14 protein-coding genes are annotated in these 12,793 nt (G+C 59.6%); 5 read left to right on the top strand and 9 right to left on the bottom strand.

All coding sequences use genetic code 11. The annotated features are described in order from the left end of the window. The first annotated feature begins 84 nt into the window (after window positions 1-84). The 4 genes from JZX88_RS08280 (at window position 85) to JZX88_RS08295 (ending at window position 2,397) form a co-directional block, all read left to right on the top strand. A complete protein-coding gene (locus JZX88_RS08280; protein WP_206913246.1) occupies window positions 85-849 on the top strand; it encodes a HugZ family protein in 765 nt (254 codons plus the stop codon). Between the two features lie 320 nt (window positions 850-1,169). Then, a complete protein-coding gene (locus tag JZX88_RS08285; protein WP_110760243.1) occupies window positions 1,170-1,490 on the top strand; it encodes a multidrug efflux SMR transporter in 321 nt (106 codons plus the stop codon). 51 nt (window positions 1,491-1,541) lie between these two features. After that, a complete protein-coding gene (locus JZX88_RS08290; RefSeq protein WP_206913247.1) occupies window positions 1,542-1,916 on the top strand; it encodes a multidrug efflux SMR transporter in 375 nt (124 codons plus the stop codon). Between the two features lie 64 nt (window positions 1,917-1,980). Continuing rightward, complete coding sequence (locus JZX88_RS08295) at window positions 1,981-2,397, top strand: MarR family winged helix-turn-helix transcriptional regulator (protein WP_110760163.1); 417 nt, start codon at window positions 1,981-1,983, stop codon at window positions 2,395-2,397. A 102-nt stretch (window positions 2,398-2,499) separates the two neighbouring features. Here the strand turns inward: JZX88_RS08295 and JZX88_RS08300 are convergent, their stop codons facing one another. The 3 genes from JZX88_RS08300 to JZX88_RS08310 all read right to left on the bottom strand — a co-directional run bounded on the left by JZX88_RS08300 (window position 2,500) and on the right by JZX88_RS08310 (window position 4,190). Then, complete coding sequence (locus JZX88_RS08300) at window positions 2,500-2,841, bottom strand: RidA family protein (RefSeq protein WP_206913248.1); 342 nt, start codon at window positions 2,839-2,841, stop codon at window positions 2,500-2,502. Between the two features lie 49 nt (window positions 2,842-2,890). Further along, window positions 2,891-3,229 carry a TIGR01244 family sulfur transferase gene (locus tag JZX88_RS08305; RefSeq protein WP_065113791.1) on the bottom strand — a complete coding sequence of 113 codons (339 nt, stop codon included), beginning with the start codon at window positions 3,227-3,229 and terminating at the stop codon, window positions 2,891-2,893. A gap of 127 nt (window positions 3,230-3,356) precedes the next feature. Further along, complete coding sequence (locus JZX88_RS08310) at window positions 3,357-4,190, bottom strand: aldose 1-epimerase family protein (RefSeq protein WP_206913249.1); 834 nt, start codon at window positions 4,188-4,190, stop codon at window positions 3,357-3,359. A gap of 155 nt (window positions 4,191-4,345) precedes the next feature. On the opposite strand from JZX88_RS08310, the gene JZX88_RS08315 reads away from it, so the two are divergent. After that, a complete protein-coding gene (locus JZX88_RS08315; protein ID WP_206913250.1) occupies window positions 4,346-5,740 on the top strand; it encodes a L,D-transpeptidase in 1,395 nt (464 codons plus the stop codon). A 69-nt stretch (window positions 5,741-5,809) separates the two neighbouring features. On the opposite strand, the gene JZX88_RS08320 is transcribed toward JZX88_RS08315, so the two are convergent. The 6 genes from JZX88_RS08320 to JZX88_RS08345 all read right to left on the bottom strand — a co-directional run bounded on the left by JZX88_RS08320 (window position 5,810) and on the right by JZX88_RS08345 (window position 12,777). Further along, window positions 5,810-7,015 (bottom strand): MFS transporter, encoded by a 1,206-nt coding sequence (locus JZX88_RS08320; protein ID WP_206913251.1) that lies wholly within the window; start codon window positions 7,013-7,015, stop codon window positions 5,810-5,812. Window positions 7,016-7,061: 46 nt separating this feature from the next. After that, window positions 7,062-7,709, bottom strand: a complete 648-nt coding sequence (locus JZX88_RS08325) for a TetR/AcrR family transcriptional regulator (RefSeq protein ID WP_206913252.1) — start codon at window positions 7,707-7,709, stop codon at window positions 7,062-7,064. A gap of 145 nt (window positions 7,710-7,854) precedes the next feature. Continuing rightward, on the bottom strand, window positions 7,855-8,571 hold the full coding sequence (locus JZX88_RS08330; protein WP_206913253.1) for a ParA family protein: 717 nt from the start codon (window positions 8,569-8,571) through the stop codon (window positions 7,855-7,857). 289 nt (window positions 8,572-8,860) lie between these two features. Continuing rightward, window positions 8,861-10,006, bottom strand: coding sequence for an iron-containing alcohol dehydrogenase (locus JZX88_RS08335; protein ID WP_206913254.1), 1,146 nt, complete (start codon window positions 10,004-10,006; stop codon window positions 8,861-8,863). Next, window positions 10,003-11,391, bottom strand: a complete 1,389-nt coding sequence (locus JZX88_RS08340; RefSeq protein WP_206913256.1) for an aldehyde dehydrogenase family protein — start codon at window positions 11,389-11,391, stop codon at window positions 10,003-10,005. Before JZX88_RS08340 ends, JZX88_RS08335 begins: the two co-directional genes overlap by 4 nt. 18 nt (window positions 11,392-11,409) lie before the next feature. Further along, window positions 11,410-12,777 (bottom strand): glutamine synthetase family protein, encoded by a 1,368-nt coding sequence (locus JZX88_RS08345; RefSeq protein ID WP_065113798.1) that lies wholly within the window; start codon window positions 12,775-12,777, stop codon window positions 11,410-11,412. Window positions 12,778-12,793 lie beyond the last annotated feature (16 nt).

A 12,793-nucleotide genomic window follows, 5' to 3' on the forward strand; every position in this document is an offset into this window, starting at 1 on the left:
CGGTTGCCGATGCTCGGGACAGGCCCGAACATGACGTGGAGAGGTTTTACGCTTCTCTCAGCATCCACTAACTCAGGATAAGACATGCCGGACGTTGCCCCTCCCGTCATCACCCCACGCGGCGCGAAGATTGAGCCCTCGGCCGGCGCACCTTTCGAGGCGGTACGCGTGGCCCGCGATGTGCTGCACACATCCCGCACGGCGGCGCTCGCCACGCTCGATCCGGTCAGCGGCTATCCCTATACGACCGCCACCAATATCGGCATCGAGCCGGATGGCACGCCATTCTTCTTCGCAGCCGGGCTAACGCTGCACGCCCGCAACATGGAGGCCGATCCGCGCATCTCTCTGACGCTGGCGCCCTTCGGCAAGGGCGATGCGCTGACGCTGCGGCGGCTGACACTGGTGGGCAAAGTGGAACAGCTCGGCCCGGATGAGACACAACTCGCCATCAGGCGCTACATTGCCCGTTACCCCAAAGCGAAACTTTATCTCTCCCTTCCCGACACGAGGCTTTACCGGCTGCGGACGGAAGGTGTGCAGATCAATGGCGGCCCGGCCCGCAATGCCAGCAACATCACCCCGGCCGACCTGCGCACCGATCTCTCAGGCGCGGCGGAACTGATGGCGGTGGTGGAAAGCGAAACTACCCGCCTCAACGCCATCAAGGGCGAAGCGTCGCGGTTGGCAGTTCTCGCCGGCGCAAAGGCCGGCCGCTGGACGATCACCTCCATCGACCCGGATGGTATCGATCTCGCCTCGGCCAGCGATCTGGCACGGCTGTGGTTTGCGGAGAGGGTGACGGCATTGAACGAACTTGAGCAACGCATAGCCCCGATTGCAGAGTGAACCCGCCAAGGGCCTCAGACAAACAGGCTCGACCGGTATTCCCTCCAGAGTTCCTACAATCAACCGGCGCCATGCAGCCACTGGAGCGCGCCGTCGCGTGGCAGTCACCTCCCCCGCCCCGCACAACAACAGGCGTTACCAATTCAGCATAGACATATTGACCTCTGCTGTCGCAAATTATATGCATGTACATGCAATTAAATAGATGACGTGTGATCTGAGCGATCATGCGCGAGGGCAATGCATGCTCCATCGGCCACATAACGGTGAGAGGGAGATTAGACCAACAACGCACACAACCATCCTAACGGAGAATGACAATGCATTGGATGTATCTTGCGGCCGCAGTGATCTTTGAAATCGCGGTCGCCATATCAGCAGGAAACGCCAGGGGTTTCACCCACCCGTGGTGGACCGTGGCCACTCTCATCAGCGGCGCAATCGCAACGGTTTTTCTCAGTTTTGCGCTTCTCACCTTCAGCGTTGGGGTCGGCTATGCCATCTGGACCTCCGCTGCCGGCGTCGGCATCGTGGTTCTGGGGGCGATTTTTTTCGGACAACGACTGCATTGGAAGAAGATCACCGGCATCTTTCTGGTGATCGGCGGCGTCATAGGCCTCCGACTGAGCGGCGCAGCGTGAAGAGCGAGCATGGCAATCAAGACAAGTACTTAAGCCTGAAAGGATAAAGACATGAAAGATAAAGCGAATGCCGGGCGCGCATGGTTGATGCTGCTGCTTGCTGGCGGCTTCGAAATCGGTTACGCGCTAAGCGTCGGTGGGAGCAAGGCTTTCACCATACCTAGTTGGTCGATCGCTGCCGCGATTTTCTTTCTACTGACACTTTATTTCCTGAGCGTTGCCTTGAAGACCATCGACGTCGGGCTTGGCTACGCCGTGTGGGCCGGAATCGGCGCGGTTGGCGCTGCGGTTTGCGGCAGTCTTTTGCTGGATCAGCCTTTAAACCTCATCCAGACATTCTGGCTTTCAATCATCATCTTCGGTGTCGTGTGGCTGAAGCTGGCTGACAGTACAAAGCAATCGCCGGATCAAATTCCATCGACTTGAAGACATGATTGTATGAACATACATATGGGCTAAGATAGCTTTCCTCCAGGAGCACGGAGCCCATATGCCCCCGAAACACGATGCATGGCTGAAACTTGCTCAGGCCGTTGGCAACGTTGAATCCGACCTCGGAAAAGCGATGCAAACCGCTTGCGGACTTGGGCTTTCGGAATATCGTGCGCTGGAAGCGCTGTTCATCTCACCGGACGGCGAATTGCGGATGCAGGATCTTGCTGCGCATCTTTGTCTGAACCAGAGTTCTGTTTCAAGATTGGTCGAACGTCTGGAACGGACAGGACTTACCGTTCGCGACCTTTGTCCCGACGATAAACGCGGTGTCTACACGGTGCTGACAGATAACGGACGCGCGCGTATCGAGAGCGCTCGCCAAGTTTACGAACACGCACTTGGCGCGGCAATCAAGCAGCACGGCTGCGAAACGGCCCTTGCGGCACAATTCAGCCCATCCGGACCACGTTAGACTAACGCCCTTGCCTTACAGGGGTCAACTTACACTCCGGCAGCAAAAAGGCCGGGCTGCAAGTCGCAACCCGGCCTTTTTAATGACACATCAAATGATTGCTCAGAGAGCAGCAGTGACGATGAATTCAACCTTGTAGTCCGGCGTCGCCAGTGCTGCTTGGCTGGTGGCGCGGGCCGGCGGGTTTGCCGGGTCGATCCAGCCTTCCCAGACGGCGTTCATTTCGCCGAAGGTGGACATGTCGGAGAGGTAGATGATGGTCTGCAGGATTTTCGACTTGTCGGAGCCGGCAGCGGCCAGCAGGCGGTCGACTTCAGCCAGCGCAGACTTGCTCTGTTCCGTCACGCTGGTGCCTTCGCCAACCTGGCCGGCCAGATAAACGGTGTTGCCGTGAACGACGGCGCCGCTCATGCGCTTGCCCGGCTCGATACGCTTGATGGTCATGGAGAACTCCTGTTGATTGGCATTTGAAAACAAAATGATGCGCGAAAAATCAGCCGCGCAGGTGATGGGTTTTTTCGTAGATTGCCGTCGAGCGCGCGCCGGAACGGCAATAGCCGAGCATCGGGCGCTGCAATTCGTCCAGCGCGTCCACCATGCCGGCAACGGCATCGGCGTCGACGCCATAACGGCCGACAGGCACATGCATGATGGTAATACCGAGCTGCTCTGCGCGCTCGGCAATATCGGCGAAAAGCGGCTGGCCGTCTTCTTCGCCGTCCGGGCGGTGGCAGACGATCGACTTGAAGCCGAGTGCCTTGACCTCATCCAGATCGGCGACGCTGATCTGTCCCGTTACCGAATATTCGTCGTCTATGCGCCTGATATCCATCTTATGCCTCCGCTGAAATCGGCATCCGCGCCGCTGGCACGCTCTCGCCACCCTTAGAAATCCGCATCCGATGTAAGGGCTCAAAACCCATGCGTCAATGATGCGGTGTCCTCATTCGGTACGGCATTCAGAGGATGGAAAAACGCAAGCCGAAGGAACGGCTTTCACCCGGCTGGAGAATATTGAACTCACCGGCAGCTTCAAGCTCGCTCCGCCCCACCCAGCGATGCGAAACCGGCTCGATGCCGAGCACATTGGCCGGCTCCTGCTGGTTGCGCCACATCTGCAGATAGGGCAGCGTCTCCGTGCGAAAACGCACGGTCAGCGTCTTCCCGCCAATGGCCGCGACGGGACCGAGCTTCAATTCCGCCCAATCATCATTGCCGGCGGGAACGCAGAAAACATTGCCCGGCTCCTCGCCGAAACGCCAGCCATGGCCGCCGCCATCCAGCATTGCGCCTTCCAGCCGCACCGCATCGTCAAACAGACGGGCACCGACATTCATGTGATACATCAGGAACACCGGCATCGGCCGGTCTGACGTATTGACGATCCGGTCGTCGAGGCTGACTTCGCCGCTTTCGCCATCGATGCGCCATGTCCGCTCCAGCAACGCAGTGCCGTCATCGGCAAGCTTTACGGGAACCTCGACGCGCGTCAGTGCATTGGTCTCATGAACATCGAAGGCGACTATCTTTGCCGGATGCGAGGAAAAGGACCCGTGCAACGGATATCGACGCCCCTCGCCGTCACCTTCGATCGGTTCGGGATGGCGGATATGATCGGGACCGCAGGTGAAGAGAAAGCCTTCCAGCGAATGGTCGATGCGCGCATCGCCATCATCGGGAATGGCGCGGCCGGGCGCGATGTCGATGCCATCGACGACGCAGGCGCCGATATCGAAAACGGAGGTTTCATCGAGGAAAATGCGTGGCGATTTGCCGGCCTGAAACGAACGCAAGACAACCTCCCTGTGACGGTAAAAACGCATGAATCACGGAAACGCTACTAGTCGTGACGGAAATTAAGATTGCATTAACCGCGAATTCACCTTTTTCACAATAGGGTCAAGATTGCGGTGTGTTTATCGGTGAACAAGCAAGGGATAGCAGAATCGTGAAACAGTTTCTTAACGCAGCTCTGGGTCTGACGGTCGCGCTGGCGTCGGTTTTCGCCCCGCTACAGGCTGGCGCGCAGCAGCGTTATGGCGACCAGCAGACGATGCTGGTGACCCCGGATGGCCGCGTGCTCGACTTCATGCCGGAGCGCGGCGATATCGTCATCAGCCGCGATGCCATGGGTCGCACGGTGTTTTACGATCAGTACGGCAATCTGCTGGCCACCGAAATGCCCTCCGGTTACCAGCAGCAACGGCAGCAGGCGCGCCAGCAGCGCGACACCACCTATTATCCGCCCGCCCCCGGCGGCCAGTACCGTGAGCCACAGCGCGACTACGGCTATCAGGACAATGGCAGCGTGCGTGATTATCGCGAATATCGTGGCGATGGCACCGACGACAATGTCTATACCGGCTCCGTTCCCGCACCCGGCGCAGTGGAAAGCGGGCCGCTCGGCCAGCCCATGCCCGGCGAAAGCACCACCGCCGCCGTTCCGCAGCCGGATCACCTGATCGAACGCCACACACCGGTGACGACACCGGTCAATCGCTCCCGTCAGGAGATCGTCGCACTGCAGACTTTCCTCGACCGTGAAGGCATCTCGCCCGGCGTTATCGACGGCAAGATGGGTGACAACGTCAACAAGGCCATTGCCGCCTGGCAGGACATGACCGGCGAAAAGCTGGACCCGAACAATTCCGACGACATTCTGGAACGCCTGCGCTCTTCCGGCGGCATGCCGATCGTCGACTACACCATCACCGCCGCCGATGCCGCCGGCCCCTATGTCGCCTCCATTCCGGACGACTATGCCGAGAAGTCGCAGCTGCCCGCTCTGTCCTTCACCTCCACGTCCGAGGCGCTCGCCGAGCGCTTCCATATGGATGAGAACTATCTGAAGGAACTGAACCCCGGCATCGACTTCACGGTGCCCGGCACCATCATCAAGGTGGTCAATCCGGGCGAGACGAAAAAGGGACAGGTGGCCCGCATCGTCGCGCATAAGGGCATCAAGCAGGTCTTCGCCTATGGCCAGGACGGCAATCTGATCGCCGCTTATCCCGCCACCATCGGTTCCACGGATACGCCCTCGCCGAGCGGCACGCACACGGTCGAGCGCATCGCGCTCAATCCCGGCTACACCTATAATCCGAAGATCAACTTCAAGCAGGGCCAGAACGACAAGATCCTGCAAATCCCGCCGGGTCCGAACGGCCCGGTCGGCACAGTCTGGATTGCCCTGTCGAAGCCGACCTACGGCATTCACGGCACGCCGGAACCTTCGAAGATCGGCAAGACAAACAGCCACGGCTGTATCCGCCTGACCAACTGGGATGCGACCGAACTGGCGAAAATGGTCCGTCCCGGCGTTGTGGTCGAATTCGCGGAATAAGATCGACCGGAGTAAAAGAGAAAAAGCCCGGCGGTTTGGTCCGTCGGGCTTTTTTCATTTGGCGGCGTTTCAGTCGCGCTTTTCCGTCAGGAAATACAGCAGGGCGGCCACCGGCAAGGCGAAACCGATCCACGAGGCGGCTTGCCATTCGCCGACAGCATAAGCCCAGCCACCCACGGCGGAACCGATTGCGCCGCCCATGAAAAACGTCGCCATATAGATGCCGTTCAGACGGCTGCGAAATTCCGCCCCGAGCGTGAAGATGGCGCGCTGGCCAAGCACCAGATTGGTGGTGACGCCAAAATCCAGAACGATGGCAGCGACCACCAGAATGGCGAGCGCCAGATGCGAGCCTTCGGGCGCGAGATGTGTGACGACGAAGGAGAGCGCTACCGCCACCAATGCGAGGAAAGTCGCCGCACGGGTCCAGCCGCGATCGGCCATCCGCCCGGCAATTGGCGCAGCCACTGTGCCCGCAGCACCGGCAAGCGCAAACAGCGCGATCTCACCCTGGCTCAGATTGAAATGCGGCCCGCTCAGATAAAGCGGCGTCGTGGTCCAGAACAGGCTGAAGGCTGCGAACAGGAAGGCATGGTAAATTGCCCGCCGCCGCAGGATCGGCGTGTGGAGGGCAAGTCTGCCCATCGAGGCCATCAGCGAGCCGTAACCCAGCCTTGCCTCCGGCATGCGCGGCGGCAAAAGCCGGAAGAGCACGACGGCAAGAAGCGCCATGACTGCCGCCGACGTCAGAAAGACGCCGCGCCATGAAACCACTTCCGACAACAGGCTGGAGACCGGCCGCGCCAGCATGATGCCGGCCATCAGCCCGCTCATGACATTGCCGACCACCCGGCCGCGAACGGCATGCGGCGCCATGTGCGCGGCATAGGGAACGATGACCTGCACCGCCACGGAACTGACGCCGACCAGAAAGGCCGCGATCAGGAACGGGGCCGCCTGCGGCGCGAATGCCGCTGCCACAAGGGAAAGCACCGCCATCGAGACGGAACCGACCACCAGCTTGCGGTTTTCAACGAGATCGCCAAGCGGCACGACGAACAGCAGGCCGACACCGTAACCGATCTGCGTCAGGGTCACGATCAGCCCGGTGGCGCCGGCGGAGAGACCAAGTTCCGCCCCGATGATGCCGGCAAGCGGCTGGGCATAATAAAGATTGGCGGCAATCAACCCACAGGCTGTCGCCAGCAGAAAAGTCAAAGCCAGGGAAAGGGATGTTGCATCAACATCCTCCCCTTCAATTACACGCGTCGTCATCATTTTCTCCAATATGGAAACGAACGTTTCCTAAATAGACATAAAATCACTCGGCAAGCTTCATGGCGATATCCACCACGGCCACCATGTCCTTGAGGCTGCGCCCTGTCTTTCCCACCACTCGCATGCCGTACATCATGCACAGCATCGCCCGGGAAAGATCATCGGGATCAACCTTGGAATGCACAGAACCATCCTTCTGCCCCTCGGCAACGAGGCGGGCGACGATCCGCTCCCTCGCCTTCACGGCCCGCTCGACCACAACGGCAATGTCATCATCCAGCGCCGCCAGATCGGCAGCGGCACCGACAACCAGACATCCATCAGACCCGGCACCGCCATGCGACCGTTCCGCGTAAAACATCAGCCCTGCCCGCAGGCGCTCGTTCCCGGTATCGTAACCGGCCACCGCGGCCTCGAAACGCTCGGTCTGCACAATCCTGTAGCGCTCCATCGTGGCGATAAAGATGGCCTTCTTGTCCTTGAAGGCCTTGTAAAGACTGCCCTGCGCCAGCTCCATCGCATCGGTAAGGTCACCCACGGAAGTGGCGTGATAACCGCGTCTGGAAAAAACCCGGATCGCACCATCGAGCGCGCGGTCGATATCGAACTCGCGCGGCCTGCCGCGATGGCGCTGTTCCTCGGACTGGTTGTGGCTGATATTGCTCATGGCCGGAATATAGGAAACGATCATTTCCAAATCAAGCAAATAATGAAGCCATCGCTGAAAAGCGACGACTGACACGCCGGCAAGCCTGACGGCCGCCAATGGTCCAAGCCAGCATCATCCGTCCGCGGTTATGACCGCCGCAGACGGATCGAAAATTGAAAGCAATATTTCAGGCGGCTTTACGGGTGAAAAGGCGCGCGGGTGGCGTACCGAGCCGCAACAGGCGTTTCGGCAGCAGGCCAAGCACTTCGTCCGCGAATGCTCTGGCATTCTCGACCGCCTTGTCGATATTGCTCACCTTGGTCTTATCGAGACAGAGAAGCGTGCCGCCAAGGTCGAAAATATCGCGATAGGCGGCTCTCTCGACGATCGGGGTGCTGAGAACCGAGACCTTTTTCTCGGCCAGCAGCATCTTGACCAGCAGCAGCGAACGCGTCGCCACCATGGCGTTGACCCGCGTCAGCACGATGGAATGGGCAATCTCCTTGCCCATCTTGCGGTTCAGAAATTCGATATGGTCCAGAACCTCGGCAGCCCCGCGCGCATCCATGGCGCAGCCCTGAACCGGGATCAGCACATGATCGGAAATGCCGAGAGCCATGGTCAGAAGCGGGGTCTTCGCTCCCGGCAGATCGATGATGAAACAGTCGGTGCTGGTTTTATTCTCGCGAATATGGCCCTCAAGCGATGCCATCGTCACATGCGAAATCACCGAAAGATTTTCGATATCGCCTGATAATTCGTACCAGCGGGAAATCCACAATTGCGGATCGGCATCCAGAACCGTCACGCGGTGACCGCTGCGGGCCAGTTCGGTTGCCAGAAGCAGCACGGCCGTGGTTTTTCCGGCACCGCCCTTGGTGTTGGCGAAAGTGATGACTGACATGACACCCCCTGTTGGTCAGAGCCGTTTCATGCTCATTCACGCACCGAAGCAATTCATGGTGCTTTCCATAATCTTAACGAACAGGGTTAATAAAAGGCTAAGAACGGTTATGCAGGGCAACGAAAAGCCCGCGACCGGGTCGTCGCGGGCTTCATGGATTAGAGGTCATGTCGTAGCTCGGTTCTGATACAGGGCACGACGTTGCCGCTATTTTCTTCCCCCCCTCGGGGAGAAGAAACAAGCAGCACCCTCTCAACCTCTCACAAACCTGATGAATAAAGGTAGCTCCTTAAAAGCAAGCCTCAAAAAGCGCCTTGGTATTTTCCAGCGTCATCGGCACTGGATTACCACCGCAGCTCGGATCCTTGATCGCTTCCGCCGCCAGTTCGTCGATACGATCCGGCTTGATGCCCATGGCGGTCAGGTTTTCCGGTACGCCGAGTTCCTTGCGAAGTTCCAGCACGTAATCATAAAAACCGTTGAAACCGCCGGAGATACCGAGATAGGCGGCCGCGCGGGCAATCTTGTCTTCGATGGCAGGGCGGTTGAAGCGCAACACCGCCGGCATGACGACGGCATTGGTCATGCCGTGATGGGTGTTGTAAACCGCGCCGATCGGATGCGACAGCGAGTGAATGGCGCCGAGACCCTTCTGGAACGCCACCGCCCCCATCGCTGCCGCCGCCATCATATTGGTGCGCGCTTCGATATCCGTGCCGTCCCTATAGGCGCGCGGCAGGAATTCCTTGACGAGACGCAGGCCCTCCAGCGCCACGCCGGCGCTCATCGGGTGATAGAAGGGCGAGGAATAGGCTTCAAGGCAATGGGCGAAAGCATCCATGCCCGTGCCGGCCGTGATGACCTTCGGCATGCCGACCGTCAGCTCCGGATCGCAGATGACGACACCCGGCAAGAGCTTCGGATGGAAGATGATCTTCTTCACATGGGTCTGCGAATTGGTGATGACGCTGGCGCGGCCGACTTCGGAGCCGGTGCCGGCCGTCGTCGGCACAGCGACGATCGGCGCGATCTTGGAAGCGTCCGCCCGTGTCCACCAGTCGCCGATATCCTCGAAATCCCAGACCGGGCGGGTCTGCCCGGCCATGAAGGCGATGGTTTTGCCCAGATCAAGGCCAGAGCCGCCGCCGAAGGCGACGACGCCATCATGGCCGCCATCGCGATAGGCTTTCACGCCGGCTTCCATGTTGATCTCGTTGGGGTTCGGATCGACCTCGGCGAAGATCGCCCGGCCGAGGCCTGCCTCTTCCAGCACGTCGAGCGCATGCGCGGTGATCGCCATATTGGCAAGGCCGCGATCCGTCACGAGCAGCGGCTTCCTGATGCCGAGCGTCTTGCAGGCTTCCGCCAGTTCCTTGATCCGGCCACGGCCAAGCTTGACGGCGGTGGGGTAGCTCCAGTTGGCGACGATATTCATTTCGTGACTTTCTTCAGATGGTAGGATTTCGGGCGGGTCAGGTTCTGGAAACCGAGGACAGAAAGTGAACCGCCACGGCCGGTTTCCTTCACGCCGGTCCAGCAAAGCGCCGGATCCAGATAATCGGCGCGGTTCATGAACACGGTTCCGGTCTCGATTTCGCGGCCGATCCTCGCGGCCCGTGTCGCATCCTGCGTCCAGAGCGAAGCGGTGAGGCCGTATTTGCTGTCATTCATCAGCGCGATGGCTTCATCGTCGTTCTTGACCTTCATGATGCCGATGGCGGGACCGAAAGTCTCTTCGGTCATGAATTCCATGGAATGATCGACATTGACGAGGATCTGCGGCGCAACATAAGCACTCTCGCCATCATCGGCCGGGAAAAGCGTCTGATCGACCAGCGCCTTGGCGCCCTTGGCAACGGCGTCGGCAATCTGCGCCCGCACCACCTTGGCAAACCGCTTGTTGGCCATCGGCCCGAGCGTGGTTTCCTGCTCGAGCGGATTGCCGAGCTTGTAGTTCGAAACCCACGCCACCGACTTCTCGACGAATTCGTCATAGTGGTTTTCATTGACGTAGATGCGCTCGATACCGCAGCAGCATTGCCCGGAATTATAGGTGCCGCCATCCATCAGCGTATCGACGGCGGCGTCGAGATCGGCATCCTCCATCACATAACCGGGGTCCTTGCCGCCGAGTTCAAGCCCGAGGCCGGTGAAGGTGCCGGCAGCGGCGCGTTCGATGGCACGGCCGCCTTCCACCGAACCGGTGAAATTGACGAAGTTGAACAGGCCCTCTGAAATCAACGCCGAGGTCGTGCCATGGTCGAGGAAGACATTGATGAAGACATCGTCAGGCACGCCAGCCTCGACGAAAGCCCGCACCATGCGTTCGCCGACCAGCAACGTCTGCGCCGCATGTTTGATGACCACCGTATTGCCGGCCATCAAAGCGGGCGCGACGGTGTTGATCGCCGTCATGTAAGGATAGTTCCACGGCGCGATGACGAAGACCACGCCATGCGCCTCGCGCTCGATGCGACGTTCGAAATTGCCGCTTTCCTCGATGACGAGCGGCGCCAGCGCATCAGCCGCAATCGACGCGACATAATTGGAGCGCTCGTTGAAGCCCTTGAACTCGCCGCCGTAACGCACCGGACGGCCCATCATATGCGCCAGTTCCGGCACAACGTCCGCCACCATTTCGTTGAGGCGCGCCACACCCTTCAGAACCAGCTGAACGCGATCCTCAAGTGGACGTCGAGCCCAGTCTTTCTGCGCCTTGCGCGCTTTCGAAACGGCGGCCCGCGCCGCCTCCAGCGACATCGCCTCCCGCTCGGCATAAACCGAGCCGTCGATGGGCGAGATATTCTGGATCATGGTCATGATGTTTTCCCGTAATGATTAGGCTCGTTCGAAACCGCGCGCCACTTCCCAGTCGGTCACACGGCGGTCGTATTCTTCCTGTTCCCACCGTCCGGCATGGACGTAATGATCGATCACATCGTCGCCGAAAGCGTTGCGCAGCATTTTCGATCCGTCCAGAAAGGCAGTGGCGTCACGCAGGGTCTTGGGTATCTCGCGCACATCCTTGCCGCCATAGGCGTCACCGACAAAAGCGGGCTCAAGTTCAAGTTTATTTTCGATGCCGTCAATGCCTGCCGCAAGCAAAGCCGCCATGGCGAGATAGGGATTGAGATCAGAGCCGCCGACGCGGCATTCGATGCGGATGCCCTTGGTGCCTTCGCCACACAGGCGATATCCGGCCGTGCGGTTGTCGAGGCTCCAGATCGCCTTGGTGGGCGCAAACGTGCCGGCCATGAACCGCTTGTAGGAATTGATATAGGGCGCCAGGAAATAGGTGATCTCGCTGGCATGGGCCAGAAGCCCGGCAACATAATGCCGCATCAGCTCCGACATGCCATGCTTGGCATCCTTGTCGAGGAAGGCCGGTGTCTTGCCATCGAGGCTCCACAGCGACTGGTGAATATGCGAGGAACTGCCGGCGGCATTGTAGTTCCACTTGGCAAGGAACGTCACCGCCTTGCCTTTCGACCAGGCGATCTCCTTGGTGGCGTTCTTGATGATGGCGTGCCGGTCGGCCATGGTCAGCGCATCGGCATAACGCACGTTGATCTCCGCCTGACCGGCGGACGCTTCGCCCTTGGAGTTTTCGACCGGAATGCCGGCACCCTGCAGGCCCTTGCGCAGCGCCCGCATGACATCCTCTTCCTTGGTCGTCTGAAAGATATGGTAATCCTCATTGTAACCGCTGGCGAGGTTCAGCCCCTTGTACCCGCTGGCGCGCGCCGCATCGAAGGTCTGGTCGAACAGGAAAAATTCCAGTTCGGTCGCCATATAGGCCTTGAGCCCCATGGCCTCCAGCCGCGCCACCTGCTTTTTCAACAACGCGCGGGGCGAATGCGGCACCTCTTCGTGGGTGTGATGATCGAGTACATCGCACAGCACCAGCGCCGTGCCTTCCAGCCACGGCACCCGTCGCAGCGTCGAAAGGTCGGGTTTCAGCACATAGTCGCCATAGCCCTTTTCCCAGCTGGACGATTTGTAGCCGGGAACGGTTTCCATCTCCATGTCGGTGGCAAGCACGTAATTACAGCTATGGGTTTCCTCATAGGCGCTTTCGACGAAGAACTCGGCCTGGAATCGCTTGCCCATCAGACGCCCCTGCATGTCGACAAGGCAGGCCAGAACCGTGTCGATGCGCCCTTCGGCGACATCCATCTTGAGCGCGTCGAATGTGTAGCTCGTCATTTTGTCCGTTCCCTTT

The sequence above is a fragment of the Agrobacterium sp. OT33 genome, from assembly GCF_017313365.1.
GTDB lineage: Bacteria > Pseudomonadota > Alphaproteobacteria > Rhizobiales > Rhizobiaceae > Agrobacterium > Agrobacterium rhizogenes_A.

What these genes read in the sequence shown, in the direction of transcription:
- JZX88_RS08290 (WP_206913247.1), top strand. Translation starts at nt 1,542, where the DNA reads ATGAAAGATAAAGCGAATGCCGGGCGCGCATGGTTGATGCTGCTGCTT.
- JZX88_RS08295 (WP_110760163.1), top strand. Translation starts at nt 1,981, where the DNA reads ATGCCCCCGAAACACGATGCATGGCTGAAACTTGCTCAGGCCGTTGGC.
- JZX88_RS08305 (WP_065113791.1), bottom strand. Translation starts at nt 3,229, where the DNA reads ATGGATATCAGGCGCATAGACGACGAATATTCGGTAACGGGACAGATC.
- JZX88_RS08340 (WP_206913256.1), bottom strand. Translation starts at nt 11,391, where the DNA reads ATGACCATGATCCAGAATATCTCGCCCATCGACGGCTCGGTTTATGCC.
- JZX88_RS08325 (WP_206913252.1), bottom strand. Translation starts at nt 7,709, where the DNA reads ATGATCGTTTCCTATATTCCGGCCATGAGCAATATCAGCCACAACCAG.
- JZX88_RS08335 (WP_206913254.1), bottom strand. Translation starts at nt 10,006, where the DNA reads ATGAATATCGTCGCCAACTGGAGCTACCCCACCGCCGTCAAGCTTGGC.
- JZX88_RS08280 (WP_206913246.1), top strand. Translation starts at nt 85, where the DNA reads ATGCCGGACGTTGCCCCTCCCGTCATCACCCCACGCGGCGCGAAGATT.
- JZX88_RS08285 (WP_110760243.1), top strand. Translation starts at nt 1,170, where the DNA reads ATGCATTGGATGTATCTTGCGGCCGCAGTGATCTTTGAAATCGCGGTC.
- JZX88_RS08300 (WP_206913248.1), bottom strand. Translation starts at nt 2,841, where the DNA reads ATGACCATCAAGCGTATCGAGCCGGGCAAGCGCATGAGCGGCGCCGTC.
- JZX88_RS08320 (WP_206913251.1), bottom strand. Translation starts at nt 7,015, where the DNA reads ATGACGACGCGTGTAATTGAAGGGGAGGATGTTGATGCAACATCCCTT.
- JZX88_RS08330 (WP_206913253.1), bottom strand. Translation starts at nt 8,571, where the DNA reads ATGTCAGTCATCACTTTCGCCAACACCAAGGGCGGTGCCGGAAAAACC.
- JZX88_RS08345 (WP_065113798.1), bottom strand. Translation starts at nt 12,777, where the DNA reads ATGACGAGCTACACATTCGACGCGCTCAAGATGGATGTCGCCGAAGGG.